The 20,014-nt window shown below is 39.0% G+C and carries 11 protein-coding genes and 1 tRNA gene; 6 read left to right on the top strand and 6 right to left on the bottom strand.

The annotated features are described in order from the left end of the window. Nucleotides 1–50: 50 nt before the first annotated feature. Together rpoB and rpoC are read left to right on the top strand one after the other, a co-directional pair. Nucleotides 51–3,860 carry a DNA-directed RNA polymerase subunit beta gene (gene rpoB / locus EDC17_RS01195; protein WP_132776102.1) on the top strand — a complete coding sequence of 1,270 codons (3,810 nt, stop codon included), beginning with the start codon at nucleotides 51–53 and terminating at the stop codon, nucleotides 3,858–3,860. 72 nt (nucleotides 3,861–3,932) lie between these two features. Beyond that, nucleotides 3,933–8,207, top strand: coding sequence for a DNA-directed RNA polymerase subunit beta' (gene rpoC / locus EDC17_RS01190; RefSeq protein ID WP_132776100.1), 4,275 nt, complete (start codon nucleotides 3,933–3,935; stop codon nucleotides 8,205–8,207). Nucleotides 8,208–8,578: 371 nt separating this feature from the next. On the opposite strand, the gene EDC17_RS01185 is transcribed toward rpoC, so the two are convergent. The 3 genes from EDC17_RS01185 to folK all read right to left on the bottom strand — a co-directional run bounded on the left by EDC17_RS01185 (nucleotide 8,579) and on the right by folK (nucleotide 12,920). Continuing rightward, nucleotides 8,579–9,232, bottom strand: coding sequence for a LolA family protein (locus EDC17_RS01185; RefSeq protein ID WP_132776099.1), 654 nt, complete (start codon nucleotides 9,230–9,232; stop codon nucleotides 8,579–8,581). Between the two features lies 1 nt (nucleotide 9,233). Then, entirely contained in the window at nucleotides 9,234–11,915 is a 2,682-nt protein-coding gene (locus EDC17_RS01180; RefSeq protein ID WP_132776097.1) for an FtsK/SpoIIIE family DNA translocase, read from the bottom strand. 180 nt (nucleotides 11,916–12,095) lie between these two features. Continuing rightward, on the bottom strand, nucleotides 12,096–12,920 hold the full coding sequence (gene folK, locus EDC17_RS16790) for a 2-amino-4-hydroxy-6-hydroxymethyldihydropteridine diphosphokinase (RefSeq protein WP_165894346.1): 825 nt from the start codon (nucleotides 12,918–12,920) through the stop codon (nucleotides 12,096–12,098). 76 nt (nucleotides 12,921–12,996) lie between these two features. Here folK and sppA point away from each other — a divergent pair, with 76 nt between their 5' ends. Both sppA and EDC17_RS01165 read left to right on the top strand, forming a co-directional pair. Next, nucleotides 12,997–14,760 (top strand): signal peptide peptidase SppA, encoded by a 1,764-nt coding sequence (gene sppA, locus EDC17_RS01170; RefSeq protein WP_132776095.1) that lies wholly within the window; start codon nucleotides 12,997–12,999, stop codon nucleotides 14,758–14,760. A 135-nt stretch (nucleotides 14,761–14,895) separates the two neighbouring features. Then, the gene (locus EDC17_RS01165; protein ID WP_132776093.1) at nucleotides 14,896–16,086 is read left to right on the top strand and encodes a phosphoglycerate kinase; all 1,191 of its coding nucleotides are present in this window, start codon (nucleotides 14,896–14,898) and stop codon (nucleotides 16,084–16,086) included. 137 nt (nucleotides 16,087–16,223) lie between these two features. Here the strand turns inward: EDC17_RS01165 and EDC17_RS01160 are convergent, their stop codons facing one another. Together EDC17_RS01160 and EDC17_RS01155 are read right to left on the bottom strand one after the other, a co-directional pair. Continuing rightward, entirely contained in the window at nucleotides 16,224–16,403 is a 180-nt protein-coding gene (locus tag EDC17_RS01160; RefSeq protein ID WP_132776091.1) for a spore protein, read from the bottom strand. A gap of 31 nt (nucleotides 16,404–16,434) precedes the next feature. Beyond that, nucleotides 16,435–16,505: transfer RNA gene (locus tag EDC17_RS01155), tRNA-Cys, on the bottom strand. A 180-nt stretch (nucleotides 16,506–16,685) separates the two neighbouring features. Between EDC17_RS01155 and EDC17_RS01150 the strand changes: the two genes are divergently transcribed. After that, a complete protein-coding gene (locus tag EDC17_RS01150; RefSeq protein ID WP_132776089.1) occupies nucleotides 16,686–17,333 on the top strand; it encodes an outer membrane beta-barrel protein in 648 nt (215 codons plus the stop codon). Between the two features lie 301 nt (nucleotides 17,334–17,634). Here EDC17_RS01150 and EDC17_RS01145 read toward each other — a convergent pair whose 3' ends face one another. Further along, nucleotides 17,635–18,861, bottom strand: a complete 1,227-nt coding sequence (locus tag EDC17_RS01145; RefSeq protein ID WP_132776087.1) for an IS110 family RNA-guided transposase — start codon at nucleotides 18,859–18,861, stop codon at nucleotides 17,635–17,637. A 209-nt stretch (nucleotides 18,862–19,070) separates the two neighbouring features. On the opposite strand from EDC17_RS01145, the gene lipA reads away from it, so the two are divergent. Continuing rightward, entirely contained in the window at nucleotides 19,071–19,949 is an 879-nt protein-coding gene (gene lipA, locus EDC17_RS01140; protein ID WP_132776085.1) for a lipoyl synthase, read from the top strand. Nucleotides 19,950–20,014: the final 65 nt, after the last annotated feature.

Here is a 20,014-nt window from a genome sequence, read left to right as displayed (position 1 = left end):
CAAACAGCAAAAATTTAAGTTCAGTTTTTTTAAACTAAAATCTTATTCCCTTGGCAAACAATAATATTCAAAACGAAAGAGTAAATTTTGCTACAAGTAAAAAGGTAATCGATTACCCGGATTTCTTGGATGTGCAATTGGAGTCTTTCAGGGAGTTTTTTCAATTAGAAACTACTTCTGATAACCGCCATCAGGAAGGGTTGTACAAGGTTTTCGCGGAAAACTTCCCTATTTCTGATTCAAGAAACATTTTCGTGCTAGAGTTTTTGGATTATTTCATTGATCCACCTCGCTATGATATCCAAGAATGTATTGAGCGTGGCTTAACGTATAGCGTGCCTTTGAAAGCAAAATTGAAGTTGTCTTGTAATGACGAAGAACACGAAGATTTCGAAACTATCGTACAAGATGTATACTTAGGTACAATTCCATACATGACACCAAAGGGTACTTTCGTTATCAATGGTGCCGAGCGTGTAATCGTATCTCAGCTACACCGTTCTCCTGGCGTTTTCTTTGGTCAGAGTAGACACACAAATGGTACAAAACTTTATTCTGCAAGGGTAATTCCTTTTAAAGGATCTTGGATCGAATTTGCTACTGACGTGAACAACGTGATGTATGCATATATCGACCGTAAGAAAAAATTCCCAGTTACTACCTTGTTACGTGCTATCGGTTATGATTCGGATAAGGATATCTTAGAATTGTTCGATCTAGCGGATGAAGTAAAAGTTAGTAAATCTGGATTAAAGAAATTCGTAGGTCGTCGTTTGGCGGCAAGGGTATTGAATAAATGGACGGAGGATTTCGTAGATGAGGATACTGGTGAAGTAGTATCTATCGATCGTAACGAAATTATCCTTGAACGTGAAACTGTATTAGAAGAAGACCACATTGATTTGATCATCGAAGCTGGTGTTAAGTCGATTATCTTAGCAAAAGAAGATGAGTCTAACAATGCGGACTATTCCATTATATATAACACTTTACAGAAGGATACTTCTAACTCCGAGAAAGAAGCGGTGGAGCACATCTATCGTCAATTACGTAACGCTGAACCACCTGATGAGGAAACTGCTCGTGGTATCATCGATCGTTTATTCTTCTCAGACAAACGTTATGATTTAGGTGATGTAGGTCGTTACCGTATTAATCGTAAATTGAAGTTAGATACAGATTCTGAAACTAAAGTCTTGACTCGTCAAGATATCATCGCTATTGTGAAGTATTTGATCAACTTGATCAATTCTAAAGCTGAGGTGGATGATATTGACCACTTGTCAAATCGTCGCGTACGTACTGTTGGTGAACAGTTGTATGCTCAATTCGGTGTAGGTTTGGCTCGTATGGCACGTACTATTCGTGAGCGTATGAACATTCGTGACAACGAAGTATTCACCCCTACTGATTTGATCAATGCACGTACATTATCATCAGTAATTAACTCGTTCTTCGGAACAAACCAACTTTCTCAGTTTATGGACCAAACGAATCCATTGGCTGAGATCACGCACAAACGTCGTCTATCGGCGTTAGGTCCAGGTGGTCTATCACGTGAGCGTGCTGGTTTCGAGGTTCGTGACGTTCACTATACGCACTACGGTCGTTTGTGTACTATCGAAACTCCAGAGGGACCAAATATTGGTTTGATTTCATCTTTAGCAGTACATGCTAAAATTAATAACTTAGGATTTATCGAGACTCCTTACCGTAAAGTAAGAGATGGTAAAGTAGTCGTTGATGAGCCTGTTGTTTATTTATCAGCGGAGGATGAAGATAGTAAGACAATTGCGCAAGCAAATGCTTATTATGACGATAAAGGTAACTTCGAAGATCCAAAAGTAAAAGCAAGATACGAGGGTGACTTCCCGATTATCGAGCCTGAGAAATTGGATTATATGGACGTTGCTCCTAACCAAATTACTTCTATCGCGGCTTCATTGATTCCTTTCTTGGAGCATGATGATGCCAACCGTGCATTGATGGGATCCAACATGCAGCGCCAAGCGGTGCCATTGTTACGCCCTCAAGCACCTATCGTAGGTACTGGTTTGGAAGGTCGTGTAGCTTCTGACTCACGTACTTTGATCAATGCTGAAGGTAATGGTGTGGTAGAGTACGTTGATGCTGAAGAAATCAAAATCCGTTACGAACGTAATGAAGATGAGCGTTTAGTATCATTTGATGATGATATCAAAACATATAGATTAATCAAATTCAAGAAAACCAACCAAAATACATGTATCAACTTGAAGCCAATCGTTAAGAAAGGTCAACGAGTGACTAAAGGTCAGGTATTATGTGAAGGTTATGCAACTGAAGATGGTGAATTGGCATTGGGTCGTAACTTGAAAGTAGCATTCATGCCTTGGCAAGGATACAACTTTGAGGATGCGATTGTAATTTCTGAGCGTGTAGTGTCTCAAGATATTTTCACTTCTCTTCACATCGAAGAGTTCGAATTGGAAGTGCGTGATACAAAACGTGGTGAAGAGGAATTGACTGCTGATATACCTAACGTATCCGAAGAAGCAACTAAGGATTTGGATGAGAACGGTATTATCCGTGTCGGTGCAGAAGTAGGTGAAGGTGATATCTTAATTGGTAAAATCACACCTAAAGGTGAATCTGACCCATCTCCAGAGGAGAAATTATTACGTGCCATCTTTGGTGACAAAGCGGGTGACGTAAAAGATGCTTCTTTGAAAACTCCTCCTTCCATCAAAGGTGTGGTTATCGATACGAAATTGTTCTCACGTGCTAAGAAAATGTCTAAAGAAGTCGAAAGAAAAGCTTTAGAAAAATTAGAAGTAGCACATGATAAGAATGTGAGAGTATTGAAAGAGCGTTTGGTAGAGAAGTTATTCACTATCGTGAATGGTAAAACTAGCCAAGGTGTCTACAATGTATACAAAGAATTGTTGGTAGCTAAAGGTGCTAAATTCACTCAAAAAATCTTAACTGACTTAGACTATGCAAACATTAATCCGTTTGGATGGACTACAGACGAAGATAAAAACGAGTTGATCAAATTAGCTCTTCACCACTACAACATCAAGTTGAACGAAGAGCTAGGAGCTTTCAAACGCGAGAAATTTGCGGTGTCTGTAGGTGATGAACTTCCTTCTGGTATCGTACAGATGGCTAAAGTTTATGTCGCTAAGAAACGTAAGTTGAAAGTAGGTGATAAGATGGCGGGTCGTCACGGTAACAAAGGTATCGTAGCACGTATCGTACGTGATGAAGATATGCCATTCTTAGAAGACGGTACTCCAGTGGATATCGTATTGAACCCTCTAGGGGTACCATCACGTATGAACTTAGGTCAGATTTATGAAACAGTTCTTGGATGGGCTGGTCAAAAATTAGGAATGAAGTTCGCAACACCAATCTTTGACGGTGCAGAAATGGATCAAGTAGAAGAGTGGGTAGAGAAAGCAGGATTACCTAAGTCTGGTCGTACATACTTGTACAATGGTTTGACAGGTGAGCGTTTTGACCAACCGACAACAGTAGGTGTTATCTATATGTTGAAATTAGGTCACATGGTAGATGACAAAATGCACGCTCGTTCTATCGGTCCTTACTCCTTGATTACACAACAACCATTGGGTGGTAAAGCTCAATTCGGTGGTCAACGTTTCGGTGAGATGGAGGTTTGGGCGCTTGAGGCATTCGGTGCATCTAACATCTTACAAGAGATCTTAACTGTGAAATCGGATGATGTAGTAGGTCGTGCTAAAACTTACGAAGCTATCGTAAAAGGTAACAACTTACCAACACCATCAGTTCCTGAATCATTCAACGTATTAGTACACGAATTGCGTGGTTTAGGTTTAGATATCACATTAGATTAATCAAGTAATATTCAAGCATAGGAGGTGATGAGCCTCTTATGCTCTAACATACATCTTTAAGTTATACAACGTATGTCTTACAAAAAAGATAATAAAATTAAAAGTAACTTTACTTCAATCACGATTAGCTTAGCTTCTCCAGAGACTATCTTGGAGCGTTCAAGCGGTGAGGTTACTAAACCAGAAACGATCAACTATCGTACATACAAACCTGAGCGTGATGGTTTATTCTGTGAACGTATCTTCGGTCCTGTAAAGGATTACGAATGTCACTGTGGTAAATACAAGCGTATCCGTTATAAAGGTATCGTGTGTGACCGTTGTGGTGTTGAAGTTACTGAGAAAAAAGTACGTCGTGAGCGTATGGGACACATCTCTTTGGTAGTTCCTGTAGCACACATCTGGTACTTCCGTTCTCTTCCTAATAAAATCGGTTACTTATTGGGTCTTCCTACTAAGAAATTAGATATGATCATCTACTACGAGAGATACGTAGTTATCCAAGCGGGTATCAAAGAAGATGATGGTATTTCTTACATGGATTTTTTGACAGAAGAAGAGTATTTAGACATCTTAGATACTTTACCAAAAGAAAACCAATACTTAGACGATAACGATCCTCAAAAATTCGTTGCTAAAATGGGTGCTGAGGCGTTAGAAGAATTATTAAAACGTTTAGATTTAGATCAGTTATCATACGATTTACGTCACCAAGCGGCTAATGAAACTTCTCAACAACGTAAAAACGAAGCTTTAAAGCGTCTTCACGTTGTAGAAGCATTCCGTGGTGCTAATACACGTATCGAAAACAGACCAGAATGGATGATTGTTAAGATTGTTCCTATTATTCCACCAGAGTTACGTCCTTTAGTGCCTTTGGATGGTGGTCGTTTCGCTACTTCGGATTTGAATGACTTATACCGTCGTGTGATTATCCGTAACAACCGTTTGAAACGTTTGATCGAAATCAAAGCTCCTGAAGTAATCTTACGTAACGAAAAACGTATGCTTCAAGAGGCTGTTGACTCGTTGTTTGACAACTCACGTAAAGTTAACGCTGTGAAAACAGAAGGTAACCGTGCGTTGAAGTCATTATCTGATATTTTGAAAGGTAAACAAGGTCGTTTCCGTCAAAACTTATTGGGTAAACGTGTTGACTACTCTGCTCGTTCGGTAATTGTTGTAGGTCCTCACTTGAAATTACATGAGTGTGGTCTACCTAAAGATATGGCTGCAGAGCTTTACAAACCATTCATCATTCGTAAGATGATTGAGCGTGGTGTTGTAAAAACTGTAAAATCGGCTAAGAAAATCGTAGATCGTAAAGATCCTATCGTATGGGATATCCTGGAGAATGTATTAAAAGGCCACCCGGTATTACTTAACCGTGCTCCTACGCTTCACCGTTTGGGTATCCAAGCTTTCCAACCTACATTAGTAGAAGGTAAAGCGATTCAATTACACCCATTAGTGTGTACAGCATTCAACGCCGATTTTGACGGTGACCAGATGGCAGTTCACTTACCTTTAGGTAATGCTGCAATTTTGGAAGCCCAGATATTAATGTTGGCGGCACACAATATCCTTAACCCGGCTAACGGTTCTCCAGTTACAGTACCATCTCAAGATATGGTATTGGGTCTTTACTATATCACTAAAGGCCGCAAATCGGATGAAAACCGTAAGATGAAAGGGGAGGGAAGTACTTTCTATTCTCCAGAAGAGGTAATCATTGCCTTGAATGAGAAACAAGTAGATCTTCACTCTTGGATCAAAGTAAGAACTAAAGACTTGAATGAAAACGGTGAGTTGGTTCAAAAAATTATCGAAACTACTGTAGGTCGTGTAATTTTCAACCAAATCGTACCAGAAGAAGTTGGTTATATCAACGAAATCTTAACGAAAAAATCATTACGTAATGTAATCGGTGAAATCGTGAAGAATACAGGTATGGCGCGTGCTGCTCAATTCTTGGATGATATGAAGGAATTAGGTTTCCAAACAGCATTCAAAGGCGGTTTATCGTTCAACTTGCAAGACGTTCAAATTCCAGCTGCTAAAACTGATTTGATTGCTCAAGCTACTGCTGAAGTAGAAGATGTGATGAATAACTATAACATGGGTTTCATTACGAACAACGAGCGTTACAACCAAATCATTGATATCTGGACACGTATCAACAATAAGTTGACATCACACGTAATGGATATTCTTTCGAATGATAACCAAGGTTTCAACTCCGTTTATATGATGTTGGATTCAGGTGCTCGTGGTTCGAAAGAGCAAATTCGTCAGTTGGCTGGTATGCGTGGTTTGATGGCTAAGCCTCAAAAATCTGGTTCATCAGGTGGTGAGATTATCGAAAACCCGATTTTATCCAACTTCAAAGAAGGTCTATCCGTATTAGAATACTTTATCTCTACCCACGGTGCGCGTAAAGGTCTTGCCGATACAGCGTTGAAAACAGCCGATGCGGGTTATTTGACTCGTCGTTTACATGACGTAGCTCAAGACATGATCGTTGTTGATTTTGACTGTGGAGGTTTAAGAGGTATCTATACAACAGCATTAAAAGATAATGATGATATCGTTGAGCCATTATACGATCGTATCTTAGGTCGTACACCATTGAATGATGTGTACCACCCAGAGACTAACGAATTAATCGTAGCAGCTAACGATGATATTACAGAAGAAGTAGCTCAAACTATTGACGAAGCGGGTATCGAAGGTTTAGAAATTCGTTCGGTATTGACTTGTGAGTCTAAACGTGGTGTATGTGCTTGTTGTTACGGTCGTAACTTGGCATCTGGTAAACGTGTTCAATTAGGTGAAGCTGTCGGTGTAATCGCAGCACAATCTATCGGTGAGCCAGGTACACAGTTGACACTTCGTACGTTCCACGTGGGTGGTACGGCTTCTAACATCGCTTCTGATTCAGCAATCATTGCTAAATACGAAGGTACTATAGAGTTCGAAAATGTACGTACAGTAGAAAAAGAAGGTGAAGAAGGTCCTTTCAACATTGTATTAGGTCGTTCAGGTGAGATCAAAATCGTTAACAACGGTAAAGTTCTTTACCAACAAATCATTCCTTACGGATCGAATTTATACGTGAAAGAAGGTGAGAAAGTTGAAAAAGGTACTAAACTTGTTGACTGGGATCCATATAATGCAGTGATCATCTCTGAATTTGCGGGTAAAGTAGAATTCGATGCGATCATCGAAGGCGTTACTTTCCGTGAAGAATCTGATGAGCAAACAGGTCACAAAGAAAAAGTTATTATCGAAACACGTGATAAAACGAAAAACCCTACTATTAAAGTCCTTGACAATAAAGGTGAGGTAATTCGTTCATACAACATTCCAGTAGGAGCTCACGTTGCTGTTTCAGATGGTCAAAAATTGAAAGAAGGTGCTATCCTTGTTAAGATCCCTCGTTCTACAGGTAAGACACGAGATATCACAGGTGGTCTTCCTCGTGTAACTGAGTTGTTCGAGGCTCGTAACCCTTCAAATCCAGCTGTAGTAACTGAAATCGATGGTGTTGTAACATTAGGTGGTGTGAAACGTGGTAACCGTGAGATCTCTATCGAGTCTCGTGACGGTCAAGTGAAAAAATACTTGGTTCCACTTTCTAAGCATATCTTAGTACAAGATAATGACTTCGTAAAAGCAGGTATGCCATTGTCAGATGGTCAAATCGCTCCTGGTGATATTTTATCTATCAAAGGTCCGGCTGCTGTACAAGAATATATCGTAAATGGTATTCAAGAGGTTTACCGTCTTCAAGGTGTAAAAATCAACGATAAGCACTTCGAAACTATTGTACACCAAATGATGCAAAAAGTTCACATCGAAGATCCAGGAGATACTCGTTTCTTAGAAAAAGAAGCAGTGAACAAATGGGACTTCATGGAAGAAAACGATTCATTGTTTGATAAGAAGGTAGTTGTAGACGCAGGTGATTCAAATGTATTACGTCCAGGTCAGATTGTTACTTTACGTGGATTACGTGAAGAAAACTCCAACTTGAAACGTCAAGATTTGAAACTTGTACAAGTAAGAGATGCTGTTCCAGCTACTTCAAGCCCTATGCTTCAAGGTATCACAAGAGCTTCATTAGGTACTAAATCATTCATCTCAGCAGCTTCTTTCCAAGAGACTACTAAAGTATTGAATGAGGCAGCTATCGCAGGTAAGCGTGATGACTTATTAGGATTGAAAGAGAATGTAATCGTAGGTCACTTGATTCCTTCAGGTACAGGTTTACGTTCATACAGCAATATTATCGTAGGTTCTCGCGAGGAATACGATCAATTATTAGCTTCTAAAGAAGAAGATTAATCTTCTTCTCTTTATAAAAAACAAGGGGCTTTCCATTTTGGAAAGCCCCTTGTTTTTTATACGAACTATTGAACTATTGTATGTATTGAATATCAAAGACTGCAATAGCCTTGATAACAGCTGTCATTCTCGACGCAAAAAAAAGAACTAGCGTAAACGAGGGCACTGAAAAAGTCCTCTTCAAAAATTTGAGTATCAAAAAAAGGGAAAAAGCACATATTTAACCCATTGAGAATCTCTTATTTGAAGAGTTGTTGCTAAATGCATTCAAATAAACAAAGGATAAGGGCTTATGAGTATAAAAATTCATAAGCCCTTTTTTATTGGATAGTTTTTCAGTGCCCTCGCGTAAACTAGTTCTTTTTTCTTTTTTATCTTAAATCTACAATCTCGTAATCCTTATACTTCTCTTTGGAGAAGGTAAAGAGCTGCGGACTGAACTTCTTGCCCAGATATAAGGTATGAATAGTATACGTGTATCTATTGCTTGATTTGTCAAAAATCGTCACGTCTTGAATGTGATTATTTTTGTTTATTCTCAACTTAATCTTGAAGTAATTCGTTTTTGTATCTTCTGGTGTTAGCTCTATGACTTTTGCCATTTCTGGCTTATCTTGACGAATGATCTTTTCGTCGGGCATAAGCACATATTTATATCCTTTTTGATAGAACGTAAATAAATTGCTCGGACCAATTGCACTGGAATTATTTTCGTTCTCGGAGATCTGCACCTCTTTGATATCCTTGGAGATATTCCACACCGACTTGCCATCAGATATTACTTCCTGCTCCGGCAATGAAATTACATATTGATTTTTAGGCTTATTGAATAACATGAGCCCTTTGGTGGTATGTGTCTTCTTATTGGCATCTTGGATGCTCAAAGTGAAATCAGACTGAATAGTCTGATAAGAATTGTATTTGCGCGATACATCATTCAAAATTTTCTTGGCAGCGGCATCTGTTTGCGCAAAAGCTCCAATCGATCCACCGATAAAGATAAATGATAATAAAAGTTTTTTCATTCTAATTTTCCTTTCTTAACGTTTCTAAAAACTGTTCCAAAGAATACTCATCGGGGTATAAAACTTCTCTTGCTTTACTACCTTCAAATGGACCTACTATACCAGCAGCCTCCAGTTGATCGATGATTCTTCCGGCTCTATTGTATCCCAATTTCAGTTTACGCTGAATAAGAGATGTAGAGCCTTGTTGATGCATAACGATAAGACGTGCAGCTTCTTCAAAAAGTTGGTCTCTATCCGAAAGATCAAAGTCACTTGATCCCGAACCTTCGCCCGACTCATCCACATATTCAGGCAGCAGGAAGGCGGATGGATATCCACGCTGTCCGCCTATGAAATCGGATATTCCTTCTACTTCAGGAGTATCGACAAAGGCACACTGAATACGGATTAGATCGGACCCGGATGCCAAAAGCATATCTCCACGACCAATTAGCTGATCAGCACCTCCTGTGTCTAGGATGGTCCGCGAGTCTATCTTAGATAGCACACGGAATGCTAGACGTGCAGGGAAATTGGCTTTGATCGTACCTGTGATAATATTTACCGAAGGACGTTGCGTCGCAATGACTAAGTGAATACCCACGGCACGCGCCAATTGTGCGAGACGAGCTATCGGTGTTTCGACCTCTTTGCCCGCTGTCATCATTAAATCTGCAAACTCATCAACAATAAGAACTATAAAAGGTAAGAATCGATGACCCTCCTCAGGGTTTAATCTTCTATTGACAAATTTTGAATTATATTCTTTTAAATTACGAACTTGTGCGTTTTTCAATAAATCATAACGTTGATCCATCTCAATACACAACGAATTCAAAGTATTGATTACTTTCTTGGTGTCCGTAATAATTGCATCTTCTTCACCTGGCAGTTTCGCCAAGAAATGTCTTTCTACTTTTTTGAAAAGCGAAAGCTCCACTTTCTTAGGATCGACAAGTACGAATTTTAGTTCGGCAGGATGCTTTTTATACAATAGCGATGTCAGAATCGCATTGATACCTACGGATTTACCTTGACCTGTAGCACCTGCTACGAGTAAGTGAGGCATTTTTGCTAAGTCAGCGATATATACTTCGTTCGAAATGGTTTTACCCAATGCAATAGGTAGATCCATATCCGTCTTTTGGAATTTTTCGGTAGCTAGAACTGAACGCATGGATACCATTTCAGGAGAGCTGTTAGGCACCTCAATACCGATAGTACCTTTACCCGGCATAGGAGCAATGATACGAATACCCAAAGCCGCTAAACTTAAGGCGATATCATCTTCGAGATTTTTGATTCTCGAAATACGAACACCTGGCTTTGGAATGATTTCGTATAGAGTAACCGTCGGCCCGATTGTAGCTTTAATATGTTCGATTTCGATATTGTAGTTGCGAAGCGTATCTACAATTCTATTTTTGTTAGCTTCTAATTCCTGTTGGTTAATCGTAATTTTTCCGGTACCGTATTCTTTTAACAGATCCAGAGTAGGATATTGGTAACCCGACAAATCCAGTTTTGGATCATACTCTCCGAATTGAGCAACTAAATCATTCGCTGTAATCTGTTTTTCCTCTTTAACTTCTTCTACCGCCAGCGACACCTCTTCTACTACGGGTTCTTCCGGCGTGTTTTCAATCTCTAATGGGGTATCCACAGACAGGTCAAAAGAATTTGAAGCGGTTTCCACGGCAGTGTCTTTGGTTTCAAAGTGTACACTATGCGAAACTTCTTCCTCATCTAAACCAATTTCCTCGTCTTCTGATTCAGTCTTTTGTTGGTGAAGATGCGCATATCGGTCATTGATAGATACGGTATCTGTAGACTTATCACGTAGTGTATTAGATACCTGAATCACGGCGCCATCGATATTTTCCTCGCCATCTCCTTCTGTCTCGATAGAATTTGTTTTGTTGATATTGTCTGATTTGCTTATCGGTTTATCTTGGACAAGATCAAAATCTTCCGTGTCATCGTTTGTAGAGGACCAGTTATTAAGTGCTAATTTGAGATCAAGATTATAAATTAATACCAGTGCTGCCAAATAGGCAAATAAGATTAGTCCACCGACACCATATTTCCCGATTTGTGCATTGAGGAGTTGATTCGTCCAATAGCCGAATTTACCTTCGAGAATATGGGGTACTTCGAAAATATAATCCTGAATAAATCCTAATGTGACTGATAAGAAGATAATACCGATCAACGTATACAAAACGGTCTTCCAAATAGGTAAAAGAGATTTGCGGTACAAGAATTTGTACCCAATTACAAAGAATAAGAGCACAAATAAGTAGGAAGCTACGCCAAACCATTCGAAGATAAATTGATTTGCCAATAATGCACCCAACTTACCTAGCTTATTTTGCACCATAGGGACTTCCACACCCTCATCAATAAGCTCTTCGCTTGTGCTGAATAAGGTGTTCCATGATCCATTCGTTATCGAAATGTAGCTTTGATCTTCTTTCCATGTAAATAAATAAGAGGTGAAAGCCACCGCAAATAAGAACGAGCACAAGATTAAGAATAGCCCAACTATTTTGAGCGCTTTGCGCTGTCCTTCCGAAAAATCAATATTATCGAAGGGTTTGATTATGGGATCTCTTTTGGGAGTAGCTTTAGCTGTACCTTTCGTTTCTTTGGAAGATTTATTATATGTATTATTCTTAAATGAATTGCCCTTGTATGCCATGAAAATGAATTCTATTCTAATACAAACTTATTAAAAATATCGCATAAGATATGCTGATTTTTTAGCATTAGTTCTCGCTTGTAGATAGAAGATGAATAGGTGTAAACCTAATGAAAGTTTATTTTTTTGTGTATGAGGATAAACACCTATAATGTTTGTATAAGGTGCTTATCCGCAGATTTATGCGATGCTTTTTAATTCCTGCATCATTAATTCGAAAGATGGCTGTATCTGATTAAATAGTTCTTCTATTTCTGCTAAAGGAGCGTCCTCTTTTGCTAGCGTTTCCAATTTCTGGAAGTCATCCTGCAAATTTTGGGCACCGATATACTGCATAGTAGGTTTGATATGATGTGCACGTTCGCGTATCAAGACCTTGTCGCCGGTATGGATAGCTTCTCTTAAAGTCTCAAAATCCACAGGAGACTGCTGTATGTACATATCTATCAGTTGTTTAATCAATTCACTATTACCCATCATCGACTGATTGAGAATATCCAGACTAATTATTTGAAAGGTCATAGTATTCATTTTTTTTACTACCAATTTGTCTGTGCAATTTAGCAATAATTGTTCATTACTGAGTTGAAATTTTGGATGTAAATACGTGGCAGCTATTTCTACAAGCGGCATCAGTGTAAACTTTCGTTCTTGGATATATGGATGAGGAATTACTAAGTCAGGCTCCTGGATGATTTCCGAATTGTAATACAGGATATCGATGTCAATCAAGCGGGCACCCCACTTTTCTTTTCGTACCCGGCCCAATTCATTTTCAATAGCCTGGCAGATGGCTAGACACTGTTGCGGGGAATACTCGGTCGCTAAGAGTAATACTTGATTGATGAATATGGGTTGGTCTTCCACGCCCCAAGCTTCGGATTCATACAGCGCAGAAGCGTGTAATAATGGACCTAATTTGTCACTTAGTAAGGCTTGAGCCTTCTGCAACTGCTGTGTCGGATTGCCTAGATTAGCCCCCAATAAGATGTATATCTTATTCATTTTCGTTTGTCGTGATGTTTTTTAGTCATAATTAATAATAATTCTGTAAATTTATTACTTTAATTTAAATTAATGTATGAGCTTCTTTAAACAAGTTTTAGCAACTATTACAGGTGTATTTATTACAGGAATTATTTTATTCTTTGTATTTATTTTCATTATTGCGGTATTAATCCAGAGTTCGTCTAGTGATAAAAATGCCCCAACACCTACCAATTCAGTATTGTATCTATCCTTTGATTTTGATATCCTAGAGAAGGACGAGCCAAACCCTTTTGCTGATCTTAATCTTCCCTTGGGAGTAGCTACCAAATCCATGGGCTTAAATGAAATTTTGTCCAAAATCAAAGCTGCCAAGACCGATGATAATATCAAAGGAATATATCTAAATCCCTACACAGTAGGAGGTGGTTTTGCGACGTTAAAGGCTATTCGTGATGCTTTAGTCGACTTCAAAGAAAGTAAAAAATTTATTGTAGCATATAGCGAAGGATATTCGCAAAAAGCCTATTATTTATCTTCTGTAGCAGATAAAATTTATTTAAATCCGGAAGGATCAATAGATTTTAGAGGCTTGAGTTCCAGCACCATGTTTATGAAAGACGCATTGGATAAGTTGGGCGTAGACATGCAAGTCATTAAAGTGGGAACTTTTAAGTCAGCAGTCGAACCTTTTATGTTGGATAAGATGAGTGATGCCAACAGACTGCAAGTGACGTCTTATTTAAATAGTATTTATGATGCATTTTTGGATGATGTGTCTGCAGGAAGAAAAATTAGTAAAGATTCCCTTCGTCACTATGCAGATGCTTACTTAATCCGCAATGCAGATGCAGCTTTGACCTACAAATTCATTGACGGCAAACTTTACAAGGATGAATTAATTGCCGAGATGAAGAAGCGTCTTGATATAAGTGAGAAGAAGGATGTTTCTGTAGTTTCTATTTCAAATTATAATGCAATAGCAACAGATAATAAAGATGGTGAGGAGATAGCGGTACTGTATGCCTATGGAGATATCGTAGATGGAGAAGGAGAGACCAGTGAAATTGGCGGTGATCGTATTTCTCGTGAGCTCCGTAAATTGCGTGAAAACGATAAAGTAAAAGCAGTGGTACTACGTGTTAATTCGGGCGGTGGATCAGCTCTTGCTTCTGACATTATTTGGAGAGAGGTTACCTTGACCAAAAAGGTTAAGCCGGTGATCGTTTCGATGGGCGATTATGCTGCTTCTGGCGGTTATTATATTGCAGCTGCTGCCGATTCTATATTTGCAGAGAAAACCACATTAACGGGTTCGATAGGTGTTTTCGGTCTTATACCTAATTTAAAAGGTTTGATGAATGATAAATTGGGGATTAAATTTGAGGAAGTCAACACGGGCAAATATGCAGGCTTGATGAATAGCCCGGATAAACCCCTGACAGCAGAAGAGAAAGCTATTATTCAAGTGGAAGTCAACAATGTATATCAAACATTTATGGATCGCGTAGCCAAAGGCCGTAACATGTCTATAGCACAAGTGGATAGTATTGGCCAAGGACGCGTATGGACAGGTGACCAAGCTCTTCAGATTGGATTGGTAGATAAGATTGGCGATTTACAAACTGCAATTAAATCTGCTGCAGCCAAAGGGAAAATAGATTCGTACCATGTACAAGAATATCCTAAATCTAAAGATAAGTTTGCAGCTATCTTTTCTACGTCAAAAGAGAAAATCAAGATGTGGATGTTTGCAGAGGAAATGCGTGACTACCATAAATATATGACTGAAATGCAGCGTCTACTTAAGAATACAGGCATTCAAGCACGTATTCCGTATACTATTGAAATTTATTAACAACAAAAAGCTAAGTAACTTAATAAGTTCTTGGCTTTTTATATATTTACACCTTTAATCAACTTAACTAAAAATAATTTGAACCGAAATTGAATTAGCAATAATTTTAAAATTTCTTCGAATTTATAAAAGCGTATGAAAACAATTGACAACTTTAATTTCTCAGGTAAGAAAGCCCTAATTCGTGTAGATTTCAATGTGCCGTTAGATGATAATTTTGCCATTACAGATGACAACCGTATTCAGGGAGCTACTCCAACAATAAAAAAAATCTTAAATGACGGTGGATCTGTGATCCTGATGTCTCACTTGGGACGTCCAAAAGAAGGTCCTACCGATAAATATTCTTTGCGTCATATCGTGAGTCATCTCTCACAAGTATTAGGCGTAGATGTACAGTTTGCGAATGATTGTATCGGTCAGGAGGCTATTGATAAGGCGGCAGCATTACAAGCGGGAGAAGTATTATTATTAGAAAACTTACGCTTCTACAAAGAAGAAGAAAAAGGGGATAAGGATTTTGCTGAAAAATTATCCAAACTGGGCGATGTATATGTAAATGATGCTTTCGGTACTGCACACCGTGCTCACGCTTCGACTGCTGTAATAGCACAGTTTTTCCCAGAAGCTAAATACTTCGGTTATTTGATTGAAGCTGAACTAAGCAATGCCGAGAAAGTGTTGAATAACCCAGAACGTCCATTCACAGCAATTATGGGTGGTGCCAAAGTATCGGACAAAATCCAACTAATCGAGGCTTTATTGGATAAAGTGGATAATCTGATCATTGGCGGTGGTATGGCGTATACATTTGTCAAAGCACGCGGTGGCGAGATTGGTAATTCATTATGTGAAAATGATAAATTGGATCTGGCGAATGAATTGGTAAAGAAAGCAGAAGAAAAAGGCGTAAACTTGGTATTACCTACGGATGCTCAAATTGCTGATAAATTTGCTAACGATGCTACAGTATACAATGGTCCAATTGATGAAATTCCTGCGAATCTGGAAGGCTTGGATATCGGTGAAGAATCTGCAAGACATTTTGCGCAGGTTATCTCAGCTTCCAAGACCTTATTATGGAATGGCCCAATGGGAGTTTTCGAATTTGATACTTTTGCTAAAGGAACAAAAGTTGTAGCGGATGCGGTTGTTTTGGCGACTGAACAAGGAGCTTTCTCTTTGATAGGTGGTGGAGATTCAGCGGCAGCAGTAGCTAAATTTGATATGACAGAGCATGTAAGCTATGTAAGTACAGGAGGAGGAGCATTATTGGAATACATGGAGGGTAAGACCCTGCTAGGTATTGCGGCGATTCAGGACTAATAAAATACAATGTACACTTACCAAAACCCCCGTATAGCTCCTATACGGGGGTTTTTATGTTTGGATGAATGAGGTATAATAAAAAAGGATTACAGCATGCTGTAATCCTTTTTTATATCCTAGAGATGAAGTATAAACTATTTAGCTTCAGCAGCTAATTGGTTTAAGATTTCATCGTTTTTAACGATTTGACTTTTTTTAGGCATTTGTGAACGAGAACCTAGTTCGATGTTACGGCCTAATTTCAAAAACTGAACTTCAACACGTGAAACAGTTTTGTTTCTTCTATCTTTTCTTTTTAAACGTGTAACTCCCATTGTATTTAATATTTTATTTTACGTTTTAACGAGGTCGGAAGCGGATTCGAACCGCTGTAGGAGGTTTTGCAGACCTCTGCCTAGCCACTCGGCCATCCGACCCTTTTCCCTTACTGGGTGTGCAAAAGTAACTCTTAATTTTGAAAATGCCAAAATAATTTCAAAATAAACTTCAAAAAGCATGAAGATTATTTTTGGTATCAAATTTGTAAAACCCTATGTGGTTAGTTACTTCGATTTTGAGGTAGCTTTAAATAATTGGATAAACAAAATATTAAGGTTATGAAAAAAGTTTTACTATCGTTAGGTGCAGCATTATTGATGGCAGCAGGAGCTCAAGCTCAAACAGGTTACGGATTGAAAGCGGGTGTTACACTTCCTTCGTATAGCTACGGAAGTTCGGATGATCTTTCGGATACGAAGTCAGCAACCAACTTTTATATCACTGGTTATGTAAATGCGAATGTGAGCCCGAACTTTGCTATTCAGCCAGGATTATCTTTACAAGGTAAAGGTGCAAAATTCGCTGAAGCACGTTTTAATGGAAATACATATGAGTTGACTCAAAACACAATGTGGTTGGAAGTTCCGGTAAACTTTGTAGGTAAACTACCTTTAGGTGGCGCGGAATTGCAATTAGGAGCAGGACCATATGTAGGTTTCGGTTTAAGTGGAAAGAATAAATTCAACAGAATCGGTGATGATGGTGATGGTTCTTCAACAACTTTAAATGAGTTTAAATTTGGTAAGGATGAAACTTTGAAAGGTGTTGATTTTGGTGCTAACATCACAGCTGGTGTTAAATTAGCAGGTGGTTTCTTAATCAATGCAAATTATGGTTTAGGTCTTACCAATATTGCTGGTGATAAATTCCTAACCAATGACGTGAAAAATAGAGTATTATCATTTGGTGTTGGATTTGAATTTTAATCCATCCGATGAATCGTAGATAAAGGTCTTCCGATAAGGAAGACCTTTTTTTTTCTGAAAGTTATGATTGTTTTCAAGTTTACTGCAATACAATAGTAGACCAGTGAGTGTTCAAGGGTCTGTTTTTTCATCTATACTATTCGTTTCTGTTTCTTATTAATGATTATTTATCAAGAGAAGTGATTGATAAAAACAAGAGTATAATTTTTTCTACGAGCTCAAAAGGCATCAACTGTTGGTTCTTAACGTCTGATATCAGTTTTATTTCCGGGGTGTCAAACCACCAAAAAAAGTCGATCTTCTATTTGTATGACGTATTTTTAAGGTTACTCAATTGCTTCTGTAATCTTTTAATTTTCTTAAGTCTTCTGTTTTCCACTATTTTTATATCCTGAGGATGTAACTGATAGGGTTCCTTGTCCCTGAGAACATGATATGCGGCGATCAAGATCTTATGTGCAATGGCTATTGTTGCCTTTTTCTGTCCTCTTCGTGCAGCGATTTGATGATGTTTTACGGCAAGTAAGGGATTGGCCTTAGATCTAGAGGCTACCCATGCGGCCTCAACGAGTGTTGTCTTGAGGTATTTGTTTCCATGTGTTATTTTTGAGGAGTACTTCTTTCCTGCACTCTCATTGTTACCCGGGCAAACCCCAACCGATGAAGCAAGGTTCTGATGCGTTGCAAAATGGGTCATGTCCGTTCCGATTTCTGAAACGATTCCCAAGGCTACCCTGGAAGATACTCCCGGGATCGATTTCAGTAGTTCCAGCTCCTGTTTCATGAGGCGAGTGTACTGTTCCATCTGAGCCTCTAATTGTGCTATTTGTAGATTGATGTGATCGATGGATTGCAGTATAAGGTTCAACATGAAGCGGTGATGGTCTGTAATCTTACCGGTAAGTGCCTTGAGTAACTCTGCGTGTTTCTTGACTAGCGACCCTTTAGCCATGTTTGCCAATATTAAAGGGTCGCTCGGACCTTCAGCCATGGCTCGCACCATTTTCATGGCACTTACTCCAAATACGTCGCTGACTACACTCCGAAGTTTGATGTTTGCCGATTCAAGGATATTCTGTAACCGGTTCTTTTCTGCGGTCCGCATAGCGATTAATTTGCGTGTATGTCGATACAGCTCCCTAAGCTCACGGATGTGTTGTGGTGGGATGAAACTCCCCTTCAGCAGACCCGAAAGAAGCAATTTGGTGATCCATTCGCTATCCTTCTTGTCGGTCTTCTGTCCCGGAACATTTTTGATATGACGCGCATTAACAAGTAAGATATCAAAGTAATCCTCAAGAACCGCGTAAACCGGTCGCCAGTAAACACCAGTGCTCTCCATGGCAACCTGTCTAATGGAATGAGATTGAACCCATTCCACTAAACTGTATAGGTCATCCGTAAAAGTTAAAAAGGTTTTTGTCTCTGTGTCAAAATCACTACCTTTAATGGTAGCAACTACTGTGTCTTTGTGGACATCCAGTCCACAACCACGATCAAGAATAAAGGGTAATCCACTGACAGCCATATGTCTTATATTTATTGGTACTAAGATACCATTTTGGCTAAATGCTATTGGGACTATGAGCCCGTGACTTTCATGGCTGTTTGTGATACCCGATGTATCATGAATGTTTTATTTAGTTCGGTCTAATAATTTTCGATTATTACACTTCTATGAATTGCATACGTAATAATAGCATGTAGATTTTACAAAGTTTCATTACATTTGTACCTATGATTGAACTACCCGTTATACCTGTCCATCAGACACAGCGTAAGCCTGATTGGTTGCGCGTTAAACTTCCTGTAGGAAAAGAGTATCGTCATGTTCGTAATTTGGTTGACGAGCATAAATTGCATACGATATGTGAGAGCGGCAATTGTCCTAACATGGGAGAATGTTGGGGGGCTGGTACTGCTACATTTATGATTTTGGGAAATATCTGTACGCGTTCATGTTCATTTTGTGCGGTGGCGACAGGTCGTCCACTTGCAGTGGATATGGATGAGCCAAATCGTGTAGCCAACTCTGTGAAGTTGATGCAAGTAAAGCATTGTGTAATCACTTCTGTCGACCGCGATGACTTGAAAGACGGTGGATCGATCATTTGGGCCGAGACGATAAATGCTATTCGTCGCGAAAGTCCAGAAACAACTTTGGAAACTTTAATTCCGGATTTTAAAGGGCAATGGGATAACTTGGGTCGTGTATTGGCAGTAAGACCAGAAGTGGTATCTCACAATTTGGAAACTGTACGTCGTCTGACGAGAGAAGTTCGTATTCAAGCGAAGTATGATCGCTCTTTGGAGTGTTTAAGACGTATTTCTGAGGCTGGATTACGCACCAAATCAGGAATTATGCTTGGGCTGGGAGAGACTGAAGAGGATGTAATAGAGGCGATGCAAGATCTGTATAATGTAGGTGTGCACATCCTTACATTAGGTCAATATCTACAACCAACAAAAGCACATCATCCCGTAATAGACTGGATTACGCCTGCACAATTTGAAAAATATAAACAAATAGGACTACAAATGGGCTTCAAATATGTAGAGTCTGGTCCATTGGTGAGATCTTCGTATCATGCGGAGAAACATCTATTTGATATGTAAAATATAATTATGCCCTACGAGGTATAATTAAACAATAAAGGAGCTCCAAATGAGCTCCTTTATTG

Origin of the sequence: Sphingobacterium alimentarium (assembly GCF_004342685.1) — a bacterium.
GTDB lineage: Bacteria > Bacteroidota > Bacteroidia > Sphingobacteriales > Sphingobacteriaceae > Sphingobacterium > Sphingobacterium alimentarium.
The sequence above is the reverse complement of the archived record's forward strand: the minus strand, read 5'-3'. Positions and strand labels throughout refer to the sequence as shown.